The 17,640-nt window shown below is 36.3% G+C and carries 16 protein-coding genes; 12 read left to right on the forward strand and 4 right to left on the reverse strand.

Annotated elements, in window-relative coordinates:
- Positions 1–291 precede the first annotated feature (291 nt).
- From MHH88_RS09550 to MHH88_RS09570, 5 genes are all read left to right on the forward strand, one after another.
- Complete coding sequence (locus MHH88_RS09550) at positions 292–1,740, forward strand: tetratricopeptide repeat-containing diguanylate cyclase (RefSeq protein ID WP_339262648.1); 1,449 nt, start codon at positions 292–294, stop codon at positions 1,738–1,740.
- 338 nt (positions 1,741–2,078) lie between these two features.
- A complete protein-coding gene (locus MHH88_RS09555) occupies positions 2,079–2,594 on the forward strand; it encodes a sigma-70 family RNA polymerase sigma factor (protein WP_339262649.1) in 516 nt (171 codons plus the stop codon).
- Entirely contained in the window at positions 2,581–3,249 is a 669-nt protein-coding gene (locus MHH88_RS09560) for a TIGR04104 family putative zinc finger protein (RefSeq protein ID WP_339262651.1), read from the forward strand. The genes MHH88_RS09555 and MHH88_RS09560 overlap by 14 nt, the downstream gene beginning before the upstream one ends.
- Before the next feature lie 139 nt (positions 3,250–3,388).
- Positions 3,389–3,940, forward strand: coding sequence for a biotin transporter BioY (locus tag MHH88_RS09565; RefSeq protein ID WP_069508446.1), 552 nt, complete (start codon positions 3,389–3,391; stop codon positions 3,938–3,940).
- 11 nt (positions 3,941–3,951) lie between these two features.
- Positions 3,952–5,535: an amidohydrolase gene (locus tag MHH88_RS09570; RefSeq protein WP_339262653.1), complete on the forward strand. Its 1,584-nt coding sequence runs from the start codon at positions 3,952–3,954 to the stop codon at positions 5,533–5,535.
- A 16-nt stretch (positions 5,536–5,551) separates the two neighbouring features.
- Here MHH88_RS09570 and MHH88_RS09575 read toward each other — a convergent pair whose 3' ends face one another.
- Positions 5,552–5,737: a hypothetical protein gene (locus MHH88_RS09575; RefSeq protein ID WP_069508450.1), complete on the reverse strand. Its 186-nt coding sequence runs from the start codon at positions 5,735–5,737 to the stop codon at positions 5,552–5,554.
- Positions 5,738–6,045: 308 nt separating this feature from the next.
- On the opposite strand from MHH88_RS09575, the gene MHH88_RS09580 reads away from it, so the two are divergent.
- Positions 6,046–7,815, forward strand: a complete 1,770-nt coding sequence (locus MHH88_RS09580) for a glycerophosphodiester phosphodiesterase (protein WP_339262655.1) — start codon at positions 6,046–6,048, stop codon at positions 7,813–7,815.
- Between the two features lie 124 nt (positions 7,816–7,939).
- Positions 7,940–8,878, forward strand: coding sequence for a stalk domain-containing protein (locus MHH88_RS09585; protein WP_339262656.1), 939 nt, complete (start codon positions 7,940–7,942; stop codon positions 8,876–8,878).
- Between the two features lie 284 nt (positions 8,879–9,162).
- Here the strand turns inward: MHH88_RS09585 and fumC are convergent, their stop codons facing one another.
- The 3 genes from fumC to MHH88_RS09600 all read right to left on the reverse strand — a co-directional run bounded on the left by fumC (position 9,163) and on the right by MHH88_RS09600 (position 12,855).
- The gene (gene fumC, locus MHH88_RS09590; RefSeq protein ID WP_069508453.1) at positions 9,163–10,551 is read right to left on the reverse strand and encodes a class II fumarate hydratase; all 1,389 of its coding nucleotides are present in this window, start codon (positions 10,549–10,551) and stop codon (positions 9,163–9,165) included.
- A 309-nt stretch (positions 10,552–10,860) separates the two neighbouring features.
- On the reverse strand, positions 10,861–11,079 hold the full coding sequence (locus MHH88_RS09595; RefSeq protein WP_339262659.1) for a hypothetical protein: 219 nt from the start codon (positions 11,077–11,079) through the stop codon (positions 10,861–10,863).
- 156 nt (positions 11,080–11,235) lie between these two features.
- Positions 11,236–12,855 (reverse strand): AarF/UbiB family protein, encoded by a 1,620-nt coding sequence (locus MHH88_RS09600; RefSeq protein WP_339262660.1) that lies wholly within the window; start codon positions 12,853–12,855, stop codon positions 11,236–11,238.
- A 293-nt stretch (positions 12,856–13,148) separates the two neighbouring features.
- Here MHH88_RS09600 and MHH88_RS09605 point away from each other — a divergent pair, with 293 nt between their 5' ends.
- The 5 genes from MHH88_RS09605 (at position 13,149) to MHH88_RS09625 (ending at position 17,609) form a co-directional block, all read left to right on the forward strand.
- A complete protein-coding gene (locus MHH88_RS09605) occupies positions 13,149–13,835 on the forward strand; it encodes a DUF421 domain-containing protein (protein WP_069508457.1) in 687 nt (228 codons plus the stop codon).
- A gap of 135 nt (positions 13,836–13,970) precedes the next feature.
- Positions 13,971–14,519, forward strand: coding sequence for a pyridoxamine 5'-phosphate oxidase family protein (locus tag MHH88_RS09610; RefSeq protein WP_339262662.1), 549 nt, complete (start codon positions 13,971–13,973; stop codon positions 14,517–14,519).
- Between the two features lie 722 nt (positions 14,520–15,241).
- A complete protein-coding gene (locus MHH88_RS09615) occupies positions 15,242–15,970 on the forward strand; it encodes an AAA family ATPase (RefSeq protein WP_339262663.1) in 729 nt (242 codons plus the stop codon).
- The gene (locus MHH88_RS09620; protein WP_069508467.1) at positions 15,967–17,190 is read left to right on the forward strand and encodes a GNAT family N-acetyltransferase; all 1,224 of its coding nucleotides are present in this window, start codon (positions 15,967–15,969) and stop codon (positions 17,188–17,190) included. The genes MHH88_RS09615 and MHH88_RS09620 overlap by 4 nt, the downstream gene beginning before the upstream one ends.
- Before the next feature lie 104 nt (positions 17,191–17,294).
- Entirely contained in the window at positions 17,295–17,609 is a 315-nt protein-coding gene (locus tag MHH88_RS09625; protein WP_181020921.1) for a TIGR04104 family putative zinc finger protein, read from the forward strand.
- Positions 17,610–17,640: the final 31 nt, after the last annotated feature.

Raw genomic sequence — 17,640 nt, forward strand, 5'->3', positions numbered from 1 at the left:
CTACTATTTGAAGTGGATTTTCTTTTTTTTATGGGATGGTTAGGGGCGTTCACTTTAGTTTCAAACGCAGGAGTCCGATGAAATTTAACTAAGTGAAGAAAGAGCTAAAAATAGAGAAATGTTAAAAATATACAAATTAAAACAAGTCTCTTTTAAAGGGGCTTGTTTTTTAAAAGTCTGAATTAGGTTAAATTACTCATATGCTGGAAAATAAATAAGGATAAAGAATTGTAATATTTTAGAAGCGAATGTAGTATTAAGGGAGTAGGAAAAGAAAAAGGAGGATGCGGTATGGATTTACAAGAATTTGAAGAACTATGGATTACGCTAAATGAATTATATAGTGCAAATCGCTATTTAGAATATATCGAGTTAAGCAGTCCCGCTATTGAAAGTGCCAATGCACTGGCGTTGTATGATAAAGCAATGCACTTATTGCGCTATAGCTGTATGAGCTATTATCAAGTGGGAGATCTACAAATTTCCATCAATTTATTAGAAAAATACCGCGAACTGACTTTTTTATATGGGAATGATATTGACGTCATTCAATATTATTCACTTGCCTCTATCTATTGGGGTACGTTCGGACAACAAAAAAAATCCGAAGAGCTATTAATGAAAGGGCTAGAAATTGCAGAGCGTATTCAACATATTGAAAGTATGGGCAAAATTTATAACAATTTAAGTGGATTAGAAATTGAACTCGGTAAATATGAAAAGGCAAAGCGACTTGCCTTAAAAAGCTTATTCTATACGAATGAATTTGATTTGAAGCACGATTCCCCCTATAAGGGTATTATACATGCCAAGACCAATTTAGCTATTGCCCATATTTGGTTAGAGGAATTTGAAGAAGCGAATATGCTCTTACAGGAATTACTGTCGACAATAGAAGATCCTCCATATAATAAGGCGCAATTAGAAGTATTTAATGCGCAAGCACTACTATATGAAAAACAGGGTCGTATTGGTGAAGCAATTGATATGTACCAAAAATCAAAGCATTATGCATTGCAAAATAATGATTTATCTTTGTTACAGACAATTTACAATTCATTAGTTAAGCTTATTGAAGAACAAGGGAATAAAATTATTTTAAGCGCTGTACAAAAGGAATATATTAATATTTTATTAGAAATACAAAGGGAGAATTATACGCAAGTACTATTCGAAATGGAGTATAACGATCAGAAAAAACATTTTGAACGAACTTCCTATATAGATCCGCTTACAAATATTTATAACCGACGTTTTTTTGATGAACAGGCGAAAGAAATGGTGAAAAATGCAGCGAGCAATCAAAAGCTACTAGCTCTCTTGATGATTGATTTAGATCATTTTAAATCAATTAATGATTCAAATGGTCATTTATTTGGAGACGATGCATTATCCATTACAGCCACCACATTGCAGCAGTTTTTTCAACCGTACGAAGCCATTGTCGCACGCTTTGGTGGTGATGAATTTATTGTTCTCCTTCATTTAAAAGAAGAGCAATCAATCTCCATAATAGCTCAAAACTTATACGATTCATTAACTTCACTTGTATTGACAGTGAATGATGATGTCGTGCAATTAGAATTTAGTATAGGTGTAAGCACGAATGAACATGGTTATATTACGCAACTCGAACAATTAATCCATCATGCTGATAGTGCACTTTATACATCAAAACGGAATGGACGTAACCAAATAACACTCTATAACCAATATAACGATGCGGGAAATAGTAAATAAAGGGAAATGTTTACTAGTCCTTACTTACAATCGTTGCTAAACATCCGTGACCTTTCCAAGGACAAAACAATGTAATAACTTACTAGTAGATGTGTAAGGTATTGTACAGTCCATAAAAAGCGAGCGGATTTTTTGTTGACATAAAAACTAAAGTTGAGTGTAGTACAGTGTGCTTTACTTCCTTGTGTTGCACGTGATTCTACTATTCGCTTGCAAAACAATTAAGCAGTAAGTAATCAAGAGTTAATGTCAGTAGCAAGAGGAAAAATTTTTTTATCAATAATGAATCGGAAGGTATTTGGTAAACGTCAGTAGTGTAGAAAGAAGGTGAGGCAGCAATGGAGATTGAACAAATAATTGCAGAGCACGGGGATTATCTACTGAAGGTTGCCTATCTATATGTGAAGAATGAAGCAACTGCAGAGGACATAGTTCAAGATGTGTTTATTGCCTTTTATCAAAAGCAACAGCAGTTTCGACAAGAATCATCTTTACGTACATATTTAGTTAAAATGACAGTCAATCGCAGTCACGATTATTTACGCAGTTGGAAAAGTAAACGGCTGTCATTATTTGAGAAAATAACAGGACGAACAACGACCATTACGCCGGAAAAAGAATTGCTCGCTAAATCGACAAAACAGGAGCTAGTAGCAGCTTTATTCACTTTATCAGTGCCATACAGAGAAGTACTAATTCTCTATTATTTTGAGGAAATGACCACTGTAGATATTGCCAAGCTAGTTCGTTGCCCAGAAGCAACGATTCGAACAAGATTGCAGCGGGCAAGAAAACAACTAGCATCAATAATTGGTGACGATGATTGGGAGGTGTTACGTTATGAATCAATTTAAAAAAAACGTGTTAAATGAGCTACAGCATGTAAAGCTGTCCGCTGAAAAAAAGCAACAGATTGCACAAAAAGCTAGGAGTAGAAATAGACAAAAACAGAATAACCAGCGGCAGTATCGTATTGTGTTAGCGACATTTACATTGTTAGCCATTGGTTTTAGCGTCCTTGTCACACTAAAAACGGAACATCCAACAAGGACAATGCAAGGAGCGACTTTACAGCAAGAAACAAATAGATGGAGCTTATGGATGCTTTTAGAGCATGATTGGATAAAAGGTTTAGTGCTTTTAAGTCTCTTTGTCACTATAGCATTGTGGATCAAGCGTATATTGCTGAAAAAAGGATATGGCTTGCCAGTATGTATGGCGTGTGGCGAAGAATGGACTGCTAAGCAAGTCCGAAAATATTATTGGAAAAATGGGCAAATGTCTTGCCCACATTGTCAAAAAGTACATTATCGCACAAAAAAGTCAGTACAATTAAATGGAGTCCTCAATTTGCCTATACTATTTATGGTTTTTATAAATTATTTCTTTAGTAATCCTTTAATGGGTATTAGTTTTTATATCGTAAGTGTAGCCATTTATCTTTATATTTTAATTCCTGTTGTCATGAAATTACAGGAAGATGACCCTAGCAATGAACCACTGTGGTAAGTTTCTATGAGGACGATACGACATATAAAAAGTCTCTTTTTATATGAATTTGTCAAAAACGATTGACAACTGTTTTTATTTGCTTTATCTTTTGGTTAACTTATTTTGAAAATAGGTTAACTAAAAGGGGGATTTTCGTTTGAAGAAGAGTAGTACTTACAATTATGTGTTAGCGGCATTCGGAGCGGCTATTATCGCAGTTCTTGCACAGGTAACGATTCCGCTACCATTGATTCCAATTACAGGACAAACTTTAGCAGTAGGCTTAGTTGTCACAATATTAGGTACAAAGCTTGGTACACTATCCGTACTGGTATATATTTTACTTGGCACAGCAGGAATACCTGTCTTTAGTGGTATGTCAGGAGGATATGGTATTATCATAGGACCAACTGGCGGATATATTGTAGGCTTCCTTGCAGCGGCTGTTTTAATGGGGATATACTTAGATAAATTTGGTATTACTTATGTACAAGCTATTATTGCCAACATTATCGGCATGGTAGTAACATTGGCATTCGGTACAGTGTGGTTGAAAATTGTTGGAGATTTAACATGGACTGCAGCCTTTATGGGAGGAGCCGCACCATTTATCATTGTAGGTATTCTAAAAGCAGTACTTGCTGCATGGCTTGGTGTTGTTGTACGTCGACGCTTAGTAAGTGCACATTTAATTGAAGCAGTAGCATAGGGGGTTAAAGGATGGCAACGCTTTGGACAGGTGGAACAATTTATACGATGGAACGAGCTGGTGAAACAGTTGAAGCTATTCTTGAAAAAGACGGCAAAATTGTCGCAGTAGGAACGGTGGATACGCTATTACCACAAGCAACAGCTGTCCAGCATTTGCAAGGGAACATTATGTACCCAGGGTTTGTCGATAGCCATTTACATATTATTGGCTATGGAGAGAAGTTAATGCATATAGATGTTTCAAACGTAACTAGTAAGGATGAGCTGCTCCAAATCATTGGTGCACGTATGGAAGGTGTTTCGGCAGAGCAATGGGTCGTTGCCATTGGTATGAATGAAACAGCATATACAGAGCCCATTTTTCCAACTTTGTCGGAGCTTGATGCACTTGGTGAAGCTCATGTGATTATTAAACGAAGCTGCCATCATTTAATTTTAGCTAATTCTAAAGCACTTGCATTTGCAGGGATTACCAATGAATCCCCTTCTCCAGAAGGTGGCATTATTGAAAAAAAACACGGTCAATTAACAGGTGTTTTAAAAGATGCAGCGTTGTACATGATTGTTAACCACATGCCTTATTATACACCTGCATATATAGAGGAAGCGCTTCAAAAGGCCATTGCATCTCTTCAATCCTATGGTTTAGTTGGAGGGCATTCAGAAGATTTAAGCTACTTCGGACCACCGAGTCAACCAATTCATGCTTTTCGTAAAATTGTGGATGCCCAAAAATCGTTTAAAGTGCATTTATTACAGCACCATTCCGTTTTTGAGGAAGTTGCTTTGTTAAGCGAACAATCAACGCCTTATGTGGAATTTGGTGCCATGAAAATATTCGTCGATGGTGCTTTCGGTGGTCATACTGCTGCGCTACGTGAGCCTTATTGTGATGATCCAGACAATTATGGCATACTTGTTCATTCAAGCGCGCAATTAGAGCAATATGTGCAACTTGCACGGCGCTATGGACAAACAGTAGCTGTGCACGCAATCGGGGATTTAGCCATTGAGACAATACTAGATGTTTTTGCGGCATATCCACCACTTGAGGGACAATTAGATCGTTTAATTCATTGTAGCCTAGTTGATGAAGCCATTTTAGACAAGTTGGCAACATTACCGGTAGCTGTAGATATGCAACCACAATTTGTGCAAGGCGAATATTTAGCTGAAATAGTAAAATTAGGTGAGAAACGTTCGCAAGGTTTACATCCACTAAAATCTCTTTTAGATAGAGGGCTGATTGTAGCAGGTGGTAGTGATGCACCCATTGAAGTGCCGAATCCGTTATACGGAATTTATGCTGCCGTGGCAAGACGTAATTTTGGAGAGAGTCATGAAGGCTTTGGTCCTCAGGAGAAAATTTCGCGCTTTGAAGCAGTACGTTTGTATACAGTAGGGTCTGCTGAAATCATCGGTCAGGAGCATAAGCGAGGTAAGATAAAAGAAGGCTTTAGTGCTGATTTTACGGTGTTCGACGATGATATTTTTACAGTTGATATTGAACAAATCCCACATATTCAAGTGGCATATACAGTTGTCGATGGTCGTATCGTTTATAAACAGACAAAAAATCGTTGTGAGGCATAGCCACACAACGATTTTTTTAGTGTTTCTCCAAATCTTGGACACGTGTTGTCAGCTCATCCACTTGTTGTTGTAGTTTGTCTCGAGATGGAAGGACGGCTGTAGACTTTACATTTTTAATCATTTTTATCATAACGAAAAACATAGCAATAAAAATGAGAAGAATAAAAATAGTACTAATGATGTCACCAATATATAGTTGCAACTAGATTTCCCTCCTAATTTATTTGCTATCTTTATTTACTGGATGGGCAAGTAAAAAGTTTCAATTTTTTATCGAGCATGGCATACAAATATGACAATTGCCTCAAGTAAGGGCGTAAATGAATGCCACAGATGTTTGAATGCTTACCAGTCACAAGAAAAGTCTTTGGCAGCCGTAATTGATAACATTTTCTATGTTGAAAGGAAATTGAATTACAATATTTATCATACGTTATAAGAAGAAATAGCTTAAAAACGGATGCAAATTGTCAAACAGGAAATGGGATAGTACGAAACTGGGGTGAGGGAATGCAAAAAGCACGTCAAATTATGCGACAAGCCATCTATAACATTTATACGTATCGCATCGACTATATACGGGTTTTCGTTATGATTCGTGTATGTCAGTTTTCACTAGTAATACCGGTGTCAACACTCGTTTTCAATGTAATGCTAAATGTAACGGGCTACACGCATATAACGGAACAAAATATACAAAGTTTTTTAATGCACCCCTTTGTCATAGCGATGATGCTCCTTTTAGTAATGGTCGTATTGCTCTTTATTTACTATGAGATGGGTTTTCTGTTTATAATGGCTTTTAATCAGCAAAGGGGTACTCGTTATCGGTTTTTGACAATGTGGCAACAACTAAATCGTAAACTTCCTTATTTTTATAGCTTACAAGTTCTTTATTTAATCGTCTATATAGCTCTTTTATTGCCCTTAGCTTCATTTTTATTCCCTCTTTCGTTAACACAAGGGATAGCTATTCCACACTTTATGACAAATGAAATAATGAGTACAACTACAGGTAGAATACTGTATGCTGCTGTTGCTAGTATCTTAGTGATGGTTGGAATAAGGAGTATGTTGACATTACCTATTTTTACAATACAGCCGAAAATATCAATAAGGCAATCATTTCTCCAAAGTTGGCGTTTTTCAAGAAGGGGCTTGTTTAAACTACTTGTATTATTGGCAATGATTTTAACGGTTCATTTATTACTTTTAATCGTTGTAACAGTAGTTGGTATACTACCACTATTTTTCTTGGAACGATTTATGCCAAGCGCAGCGCTGTTAACAGCAGGATTTACTTTGGCATTTCTTGAAATGGCCTTTGTTGTACTATTTTGTTTGTTGCAAGCTATATTTTCACAAGTCATGGTTGCGATGACGTATGATGTTCGTGTATTTGCGCCGACAAAAAAAGCTTTTAAAAACAAACGCTATTTCCCTTTGCCACTAGTGCTTTGTGTTATTTTTTCAATTTTAAGCATGATCAATATTTTTTCGTTAGAGAAAAGTTTATACGCACCAGATACTAAAATTATTGCACATCGTGGTTATACAGCAGGCAACGTGGAAAATACAATAAGCGGGCTTGTTAGTGCGGCGAATGCAGGTGCAGACTTAATTGAACTAGATATTCAGCAAACGGTAGATGGAGAATTTGTTGTCTTTCATGACCGTACATTAAGGCGTCTAGCAGGGAAAAATGGTGTTATTGCCAATATGACGCTAAGTGAATTAAAAACAATTACGATTTATGAGAATGGGATGAGCGATAAAATTTCTTCATTGGATGATTTTATCGAAATTGCAAAGGCGCTAGATGTTACATTACTCATTGAATTAAAAGTACATGGGAAAGAAAGAGAAGACCTATTGCCTCGATTAGTAGAAAAGTTACGTGCCTATAAAGTGCTCGATACGTATTATGTACAGTCCTCAGATGCGCAATTGATGACACAACTTAAAAATATAACACCTCATTTGCGTGTAGGAATTGTTTATGCGCTTAATATTGGACCGTTGGATCATTTAACAGTTGATTTCATTGCATTAGAAGCATCGTGGGTGGACGAGAGCTTAATCGCAGAACTCAATGCTCAACATTTAGATTTGTTTATCTGGACTTTAAATAAGGACCGTTCTTTACAGGAATTTATTGAGAAAAACGTTTCGGGCGTAATTACAGATCATCCGGATATAGCGTTAGAGATAAGAGCAAAACAAAATGAACAGCAATACTTTTTACAGCGCGTCCTAAATCGATTATCATTCATTTTTTAGCTTTAGTAAGTTGCAATTAATCTCTTTTGAAAAGTTTTTGAAAATAATATGGTAATAATGTAACCATTTTCTTTTACAATCGACTACTTCAATGAACTCGTGAAATGAAGGAGATGTATTTTTTATGAAAATGACAAAGGTCGTACCATTTGCAATGACAGCATTATTATTAGGGGGCGTTGCAATCGCTCCAACTGCATCAGCAAATGAAGGAGAAGCAGTTGTCACAAATGCCCAACAGGATGAACAAACGCCACAAGTGCAGCCGGTTTTTATTAAAGTAGCTGGTACAATTGAAAGCGTGGAAGAACGTAATAATGCAACGTATTACACAACGAAAGATGGCGAAAATACGAACGTCTTTGTTGTAAATAAGGACACACTTATTTTTGATAATACGGGGAAAGAAGTAAAGCTACAAAAAGGTGATAAAGTAACAGCATATACGTATGCAAATAAGCCAATGCTAATGATATATCCACCACAGTATAATCCAGAAGTTATTATCGTGGAAACAAAGGAAATGGGTAGTGTCACTGTTGACTTTTTCAATAAGGATTTAGTCAATACGGATAACAGTTTAAAATTAAATGTTGGTAAAGAAACGGTGATCCAAAGCCAATCAGCTAAAGAAGTCTCAGCTAAAGATTTAGCCGAACAACATTTACTTGTGTTCTATACAATTACAACAAGAAGTATTCCTGCACAAACACCGCCAACAAAAGTCATTGTATTAGATGCTACAGTGAAAGAACACGGTGAAGAAACTGAGGAAGCTTCAGCGAATGCAGCAGTACAAGAAATTATTAAAACAGATTTTTATGAAGTGGATGGTACAACAATGGTGCCTCTACGTTTAATTGCAGAAGAACTAGGCTTTAAAGTAGAATCAACAGGTACTGGCGCTATTGTTTCAAAAGGGGCGCTATCCTACACAATTACACGTGGTGAAAAAGCATACGGCTACAATAAAGCACTTCGTTACTTTGAAGTAGCACCTGCACTGTTAGAACCAACGAAAACATATGTACCTGTTGAATTTTTTGAAGAACTAATGCAATAACATGTCCCAAACCCCTCCAAAGTACAAAGGAGGGGTTTTTATTTTAGAATAAACTAAATATTCTAAATAGTTTTGGTGCCTGGCACATAAAGATTTGAAAAGGGGAATTAAATCGCTGATAAAACAGGATAAATTGCGGAGTAACTCAAAGTAATCGCGGGTAAAATACCACGAACTGCTAATAGGGTTGGAATTCATGTTCACGGCAGTATTTGCTGGCTACCGCGACCATCAAAAACATAAAAGGCACCAAGAGTTCAAAAACTTCTTGGTGCCTTTTGTATTTATGCATTCGGATAAATCATCGTAGCAGGGTCAACATATTCGTTGAACTGTTCTTCTGTTAATAAGCCAGAAGCGATGGCAGCTTCTTTTAAAGTAGTGCCTTCTTTATGTGCTTTCTTCGCAATTTTTGCCGCATTTTCATAGCCAATATAAGGGTTTAAGGCTGTTACAAGCATTAGAGAGTTTTGCAAGTTATGATCCAGTACCTCTTTGTTTGGTTCGATGCCGATAGCGCAGTGATCATTAAATGATTTCATCGTATCTGCTAGCAGGCGCGTGGATTGCAGGAAATTGTAAATAATAACAGGTTTAAAGACATTTAGTTCAAAATTCCCTTGCGAAGCGGCAAAGGCAATTGTTGCATCGTTCCCAACTACTTGCGTCACGACCATTGTCATCGCTTCACTTTGCGTTGGATTCACTTTACCTGGCATAATGGATGAGCCTGGTTCATTTTCTGGGATAGTAATTTCACCAATACCAGAGCGTGGACCACTTGCTAGCCAACGTACGTCATTGGCAATCTTCATTAAATCAGCAGCAAGTGCTTTTAATGCACCATGTGCTACAACCACTTCATCATGACTTGTTAAAGCATGGAATTTATTTGCTGCGGAAGTAAACTGTTTGCCCGTTAGTTCGCTAATTTCAGCTGCTACACGATCACCAAATTCAGGATGTGCATTGATACCTGTTCCGACAGCCGTACCGCCAATTGCAAGTTCTTTCATATAGTCCACATTATGTTTAATCATTTGCTCGGATTTACCTAACATAGCAGACCAGCCACTAATTTCTTGTCCCAATGTCAGCGGAGTAGCATCTTGTAAATGGGTACGTCCGATTTTAATAATATCTTTAAATTGCTCAGCTTTTTCATCCAACGTTGCCTTTAATAAACGAAGGCGAGGCAGTAGATAGTCTTCCACTTTTAACACGGCTGCAATATGCAACGCAGTCGGAAACGTATCGTTCGAGCTTTGAGATTTATTGACATCGTCATTTGGATGAATGCGGTCAGCTTCACCAGCATCTTGTAAAATTTGGTTTGCACGATGCGCAATCACCTCGTTGACATTCATATTCGATTGGGTGCCACTACCAGTTTGCCAGACAACAAGTGGGAATTGATCATCCCATTGACCATTTAAAATTTCATCTGCTGCTTGCACAATTGCATTCGATTTAATAGCCGAAAGCTTTCCTAATTTATTATTAGCGATTGCTGCACTTTTCTTTAAAATCGCCATTGCTTGAATCAGTTCAATCGGCATGTGTTCTGTGCCAATTTGAAAATTCTCTTTACTACGTTGGGTTTGCGCACCCCAAATTTTACTGGCAGGTACTTTAATCTCACCCATAGTGTCTTTTTCAATACGATAATCCATTTAGAACAGCTCCTTCAATTTATGTAACTAAAAAACGGATATTCTTAGTCTGATGTAAGAATATCCGTTTAATGCATGTTTATTTCAAAAAATAAGGGGGGATTCTGAAATAAACAGTTTAGAGAAGAAATAATCTATATGATAATGATAATTGTTATCAATTAAAAAGTCAATCTTTCTACTTAATAAAAATACTGTTAATGAGAATAGTTCGCATTTTGTTCAAAAATTCAATTGTTATTGCGATAACCGTTATGTTGTTTTGTATACCCACACCATGTATGTTGATAAACATAAAAAAGGGAAGAACTATCTTTTCTTCTTCCCAAGATCTTTTGTTAAAGGTTGTTTTTTTGCTATTTTTTCAAAAAGCACATTGACATGAAACTGGCGCTCATTCATTTGAATAACGTCCACTACTTTTGCTTTTCGACCTTTAATTTGGATGTTTTCATCAACAGTTGGTATGTGAATTAATAGCTGATTCAAAACGGAAGTCTTATTTTCATAAAAATGAACAACATGCATTTTCGCAGTTCTCCTTATTTTGTATTTTAGTCAATTTATGAGTAACTGGCTGATTATAGAACAGCTGGTATAACAGGGCGAACAGCATGAAAATCCCATTGGAAAGCATAAAGTAAGGCCTCCTAAACGTTAACATTAGGAGGCTAATGGTGTTATCTATAGCGTTTTTTTGGAGAGCCGTTGTAACCATCTTTTTTGTTTCCAACTACTTACGATATAAAAAAGACTAGAAAGCGCTAATAAGCCACTCGATGCTTTTATAAGGAGGGCATATTGTAAATACATGCCAAAGAAAACTGCGCCTAATGCTAGTACACTGATGATAAAGGCATGCTTTTTTTGATTTTCATAGATTGCAAAGACAAAATCCCTTTGCTGCAAGGCATCTTTTTGAATTAACATTCGCTGGGGTGTCTCCACAAGGTCTTGCAGAGAATGGAATACTTTAAAAATTGGGAACGCATTAAGCCATTGTAAAACAGTTTTCCAATTAGTTGAGCTTCCTTGCTTGATCCAATCTGAAAATACAGGTTTAATAATGTCTAAAATTTCTTTCTCTGGAGTAATGGACAGCAACATACCTTCAATTGTCACAAACGAGCGCCCTAAAAAAATAAATCGTGTAGGAACTTGTATTGGAAGTAATTTTATCATGTCATTCATTTCTTTTTTGACAGCAAATACATCCATTTCCTTTACTTTGTTTAAATCTAATTGTAGTACTTCTCTTAGAAGATTTTCAATGACTTTTAAATCCGCTCCTGGTAGTAAAAATCCTAAATTTTTTAATGTTTCAGCCGCTTGAGCATAATTTTTTAATAAAATGGCCTGCATTAAAATTTGAAAATTGGCTGCATCTTTTCTTGATATTTCGCCAACCATACCATAATCAAGAAGGACAATCGTACCATCTTCCTTTACTAACACATTGCCAGCGTGCGGATCAGCATGAAATATCCCAGCCTCTAGCCATTGTGGTAAGAAAATGCGCAGTAAGCGCTCGGATAATGCTTCTTTATCAATTTGATGGGACGTTAAAAACGCGTTATCTGTGATTCTTGCACCATCTATCCACTCCATGACTAATACTTGAGAGGTGCTAAGTTCGGGATAGGCAGTAGGAATCTTAAGTTCATCAATCGATTCAAAGCGTTCGCGAAAATGTGTCATGGTTTCTAGTTCTTTATGGAAATCTAACTCTCTACTGATTACATATTTGACTTCATTAAAAAGCAATTTAAAATTAATAAAGCCTTTAGGTACTGGAGCAAAATATTGTGCAAACCACATAATAATAGCTAATGAACGAAAATCTGTTCGCATAATAGTTGGTATAGTAGGACGTTGAACTTTAATTGCTACATTCGTACCATCTTTTAACTTTCCGCGATAAACCTCACCAATGGATGCGGAAGCGACAGCTTTTGTCTCGATTGAAAGAAGTACATGGTCAACAGGACTTCCCCATTCTTTTTCCAAAACAAGTTGAATGTCTTCCCAAGGAGAGGGTGGGACTTGATCTACTAAATCCTGTATTTGCCTAATAAAACTTTTTGGTAGTAAATCCTCGCGAATACTTAAAAGTTGCCCGACTTTAATTAACACACCTTCGAGTTCAAATAGCGTTTGACGAAATTGTCGACCAAGCTTTTCCCAGAGCAATTCCCATTGTGTTTCCGATTTTTTTCGAATGCGAAACCAATAAACTTGCAGCAACATGGAAAAAGCGAAAGAAAGTATTTTCCACATACGATACCAACTTTTCCTTTTTTTCATGCGACATACCTCCGATTTTTTTATTTGAGTAAAAAGACAAATTTTATGTAAATATTTCCTACAAATTGAATAACTAAATCATACACCAATTGCCAATCTAATTGGATTTTTTAGCTGTATTTTATCTATAAATCTAATAAAAAAACAGATAATACTAAAGTTATCCTGTTTCTAAAATAGGGTCATTTATGTCTTAAAAAGCTTCCTAGAAAAAAGCTACTGATGAAAACGGAGGATTGAGTGTATGTTATGGACTGCATAACGCATTCTATTGTATAGATAGGAGTGGTAACATGAAAGATGTAAGCTACTTACAAATTGCAATAGAAACAGTCGTTACTTTTTTCGTACTTCTTGCCCTCACACGTTTTTTAGGGAAAAAACAATTAAGTCAACTTACTTTTTTCAATTATGTAACAGGAATCACAATTGGCTCGATTGCCGCCAATATGATTGTTTTAAGTACTAAAGATTACATGAAAGATTTAGTAAGCTTAATTATTTGGTGTTCGTTGACGACACTAATCGGCTATATTAGTCTGAAATCAGGGAAAATAAGAATGTTGCTTGACGGTCAGCCTACAATTGTTATAAAACATGGCAAAATCGATCGAAAAGCATTGAAGCGAACAGGTGTCAATATTGATGACTTAACGATGATGATTAGACAATACCAAGTTTTTTCAATTGATGAAATAGATTTTGCCATTCTAGAACCGAATGGTACGCTTAGTATTCTTAAGAAACCGCCATTTCAAGGTACCCAAAAAATAGATATAAATATCTCACCTGAAAATCCACCTTTTTTGCCAATTGAAATAATATCCGATGGAAAATTATTAAAAAGAAATTTATTGGAAGTAGGAAAAAATCGACAATGGTTAAAAGATGAACTGAAAAAGCTGTCTATCGAAAATATTGAAGAAGTATTCTATGCTGAAATTCAATCAAATGGGCAGTTATTTATCCAAAAATATTAGGCCAGCACGTTAATTAAAATACGTTCTGGCTTTTTAACGGTTTCTGTACCCATGGAAATTCCCAGAACTGTCCCTTCTTAATCACATGGTTCTATTATAAACTTCCAATATCATCGGTAAGGAGAAGTGATATGGATGGAAACTAAAATTCGTAAGGCAGAACGAACGTGTACAAATGAAGGGCAAATTAATAACTTTTTACAAGAAGCCCAAACAGCTTTTCTTGGTTTGGTTGATCATAGCATGCCATATGTCATTCCGCTTAATTTTGTATTCAAAGATGGGATTTTTTATATTCACGGGGCAAATGAAGGAAGAAAAATCACCATCTTACACACGAATTCAAATGCCTGTATAACCATAAGTGAACATTACGGAACAATTGCCGATCCGATTCCTGCTAATACAGATACTGCTTATATGAGCGTTATCGCAAATGGGATCATCGAAGTGGTAACAAATTTAGACGAAGCAACGGCAGCCATGCAAGCAATGCTAGATAAATATGTCCCAGCTTACTATCAAGCGCCCTTATCAAAAGCACATGTTGAAAAATACCAATCTTCTTTAGGCAGTAAAACGATTGTTCTAAAATTGAAACCAATAACAATGACTGCTAAAGCACATCAAGATAATGGACAAATGAAGTTTTATCCTGGCAGATCCATTCAACAGGATATTTAAAATAGCAACTTGACTTGGAAATAATAGTGGGGAATGTTTAACACGGTGGCTGCTGGTAAACAATTCGAGAACTCGTTCAAGCGTCCTTGTACTGAATAAGATAGCTATAGTCAGCCTACCAATATTGTTAAAGGAAGCCTTTATGTAATCAAAGTAGTACCGCAGATAACTTCGTCTCTCTATTTTTGGGAGATGAAGTTTTTTAATATAAGAAATAATGAAAAGTAGGGGAGGCTATATGGACATCATAACAAACAATAACGTATCAATGATAGAACTGCTAGCACTTGTAGTTTCTACGCTCTTAACCGCCATAAGCCAAGTGTTGAATGCCAAGCAAATATAGGAAGTAGCCTTTTCTTATTTAAATCGTTATAATGACATAATTTTATTATCTTTTTTAGTAATTTGTGCTGGATGACTGAAATATTTCTCGGGAAATATTGGGTGGATAGTTACTGTAAAAGCAAGTAGTGTCGTGCTTTCCGTGTATTTATTACCAATAGGCATTCGGTATTGTTCGGTTTTAATAGGAATGATGAGTTTATGATTTGTTTCAATATTCTAATTTTTATTTCTATTTAAGGCTAGTCTGGTCATCTATTTCCCTACTTGGCATTATGCTGTTACGGCTAGCAGGTATTTTTTAGTTGTATTTGGAAAAGAAGACCGTTTCACAGTAGCTATTGGGAGTTATAATAGGAATAGGGAGGGAAAAAAGGATGTATTTAAAAGCATGCAAAGTTTTACAGGACAACATAGAGGCAAAACACCTATATCCTTTTAATATACCTAGTTTGCAGGATTTACAAGAGCTAACGTTTCCAACGAATGTGACGTTTTTCGTTGGGGAAAATGGTTCTGGAAAATCGACGTTACTAGAAGCTATTGCGGATTGCTGTGATTTTAATACAGCAGGTGGGGGACGTCAAAATACCTATGAAGTACATAAGGCGGAATCGGCATTAGGGGATTATATTCGCTTATCTTGGTGGCCCAAAGTGACGAATGGCTTTTTTCTAAGATCGGAGACGTTTTATCAATTTGCAAGTCATATTGATTTGTTAGAACATCCGAATAAGTATGCAGCATTTGGTAGCAAATCTCTACACCATCAATCACATGGCGAGTCCTTTTTATCGCTATTTATGAACCGTTTTAAAGGCAAGGCGATTTATTTATTGGACGAGCCTGAAGCGGCATTATCACCTACGAGACAACTTAGTCTTCTTAAAATCATGAAAGATTTAGAGCATGAAGCTCAGTTTATTATTGCTACCCATTCGCCCATTTTACTTGGTTATCCGAATGCGACCATTTACAGTTTTGATGATGGGGGAATTGAATCGATTCGATACGAAGACACTATACATTATATTGTAACGAAGCGATTTTTAAATGCACCAGACACTATTTTTGCAGAGCTATTTGATGAGGAGAGAGAATCATGAATCAACGAAAAGGTTTAGTAATGCGAGAAATACGACTTGATGAGATGGCACAGTCGATTGATTTACTAAATTATGTATTTCAAATGTCTATGTCCATCCATAAGGATCGTCGTTTCGTCAATGCCAAAAGTAAACAGTTTGATGAAGGACATGCATTTGGATGGTTTGATGGCTCCCAACTTGTATCACAAATATTAAATTTACCTTTTCAAGTAAATGTACATGGAAAATTTTACGAAATGGGTGGTATTACGGCTGTTGGTACGTATCCAGAATATTCTAGACACGGCTTGATGGAAAGCCTTATTTTGAAATGCCTTGAACAAATGCGTGAGGAAGGTCGCTATATTTCTTATTTATTTCCTTATTCGATTCCGTATTATCGTAAAAAGGGCTGGGAAATTATGAGCGATATTGTGGAGTTTCAAGTAAAAGATACACAACTCCCGCATTATGGTGGGCTAAACGGTAAAATTCGCCGAGTCGATCCTAAAGATGAGGATGTAGTCGCTATTTATGCACGCTATGCCAAAAAAACACATGGTGTTATGGTGCGTAATAGCATTGCGTGGAATGAAAAATTTCAAGAAGACTTTTGGGAAGAAAAGTTTATAGACAGTGATGTCAAACTACAAGCAGCAATCTATTACGATGATGAAGATGTGCCGCAGGGTTATATGTTCTATCGTATAATGGAAGAAAATTTTTATATTGATGAGATTGTTTATATGCAGGAAGAAGCTCGTAAAGGGTTATGGAATTTTGTCTCTGCCCATAGCTCAATGGTTTACAACGTATATGGGAAAACAACGGGCAATGAAGCAGTCGCTTTTTTACTAGAAGATAGTGAAATTATCCAAAAGGTATCCCCTTACTTTATGGCACGTATTGTGGATGTGAAGGAATTTCTATTGCGTTATCCATTTATAGGGAATGACTTCCAGCTACGTTTTGCAGTAACTGACCGGATTGTCGCTTGGAATAATGGTACCTTTGTTGTAACAGTAGAAAACGGAGAAGTATCTGTTGAGAAGGTGAGCGAACAATTATCCGAAAATGCTGTACAACTAACCGTACAGACGTTAGCAACGATGCTATTGGGCTATAAACGACCTAGCTATTTAGAAAAAATCGAACGCTTACAAGGTGAAGCAATTGAATTGGCACTTTTAGAAGCTGTACTACCTGTAGGTATCCCGACATTTATAGATTATTTTTAATAGAATTTGTGCAGGGAAAACCTGCGCAAATTCTTTTTTGCTTTAATGGAGTGCTTCTTTGTGAAAGAATATGGCATAATTAGTGAATGGAGGGGATACATTATATGCCAAAATGTATTGAATGTAAGGAGAAATGGACTTGGAAGCAGTCGATGCGTTCGATTGTAACATTTTCACGATTCATCAGTTGCCCTTATTGCGCAAAAAAACAAATGCTCACTTCAATGACTCGTATTTCTATTTTACTTTTGGTCTTTGTACCTTATATTACAATGCCCTATGTTATTGAGGATGAAGTGAAAAGTTCGGCTGTGGCAATAGGAATTGCTATTTATTTATTGACATTACTGATGATGATGCCGTTGTTAATGGATTTACGAGAAATACCAAAGCATTTACAAAAATACGCTCAAAAATGATACATAGTAAAAACGCGGGTTTTTGAAAGCC

It is taken from the genome of Lysinibacillus sp. FSL K6-3209 (genome assembly GCF_037976175.1).
Taxonomy (GTDB): domain Bacteria; phylum Bacillota; class Bacilli; order Bacillales_A; family Planococcaceae; genus Lysinibacillus; species Lysinibacillus sphaericus_D.

What these genes read in the sequence shown, in the direction of transcription:
- MHH88_RS09595 (WP_339262659.1), bottom strand. Translation starts at nt 11,079, where the DNA reads ATGCATGTTGTTCATTTTTATGAAAATAAGACTTCCGTTTTGAATCAG.
- MHH88_RS09550 (WP_339262648.1), top strand. Translation starts at nt 292, where the DNA reads ATGGATTTACAAGAATTTGAAGAACTATGGATTACGCTAAATGAATTA.
- MHH88_RS09610 (WP_339262662.1), top strand. Translation starts at nt 13,971, where the DNA reads ATGGAAACTAAAATTCGTAAGGCAGAACGAACGTGTACAAATGAAGGG.
- MHH88_RS09615 (WP_339262663.1), top strand. Translation starts at nt 15,242, where the DNA reads ATGTATTTAAAAGCATGCAAAGTTTTACAGGACAACATAGAGGCAAAA.
- MHH88_RS09585 (WP_339262656.1), top strand. Translation starts at nt 7,940, where the DNA reads ATGAAAATGACAAAGGTCGTACCATTTGCAATGACAGCATTATTATTA.
- MHH88_RS09625 (WP_181020921.1), top strand. Translation starts at nt 17,295, where the DNA reads ATGCCAAAATGTATTGAATGTAAGGAGAAATGGACTTGGAAGCAGTCG.
- MHH88_RS09620 (WP_069508467.1), top strand. Translation starts at nt 15,967, where the DNA reads ATGAATCAACGAAAAGGTTTAGTAATGCGAGAAATACGACTTGATGAG.
- MHH88_RS09600 (WP_339262660.1), bottom strand. Translation starts at nt 12,855, where the DNA reads ATGAAAAAAAGGAAAAGTTGGTATCGTATGTGGAAAATACTTTCTTTC.
- MHH88_RS09580 (WP_339262655.1), top strand. Translation starts at nt 6,046, where the DNA reads ATGCAAAAAGCACGTCAAATTATGCGACAAGCCATCTATAACATTTAT.
- fumC (WP_069508453.1), bottom strand. Translation starts at nt 10,551, where the DNA reads ATGGATTATCGTATTGAAAAAGACACTATGGGTGAGATTAAAGTACCT.
- MHH88_RS09605 (WP_069508457.1), top strand. Translation starts at nt 13,149, where the DNA reads ATGAAAGATGTAAGCTACTTACAAATTGCAATAGAAACAGTCGTTACT.
- MHH88_RS09560 (WP_339262651.1), top strand. Translation starts at nt 2,581, where the DNA reads ATGAATCAATTTAAAAAAAACGTGTTAAATGAGCTACAGCATGTAAAG.
- MHH88_RS09555 (WP_339262649.1), top strand. Translation starts at nt 2,079, where the DNA reads ATGGAGATTGAACAAATAATTGCAGAGCACGGGGATTATCTACTGAAG.
- MHH88_RS09570 (WP_339262653.1), top strand. Translation starts at nt 3,952, where the DNA reads ATGGCAACGCTTTGGACAGGTGGAACAATTTATACGATGGAACGAGCT.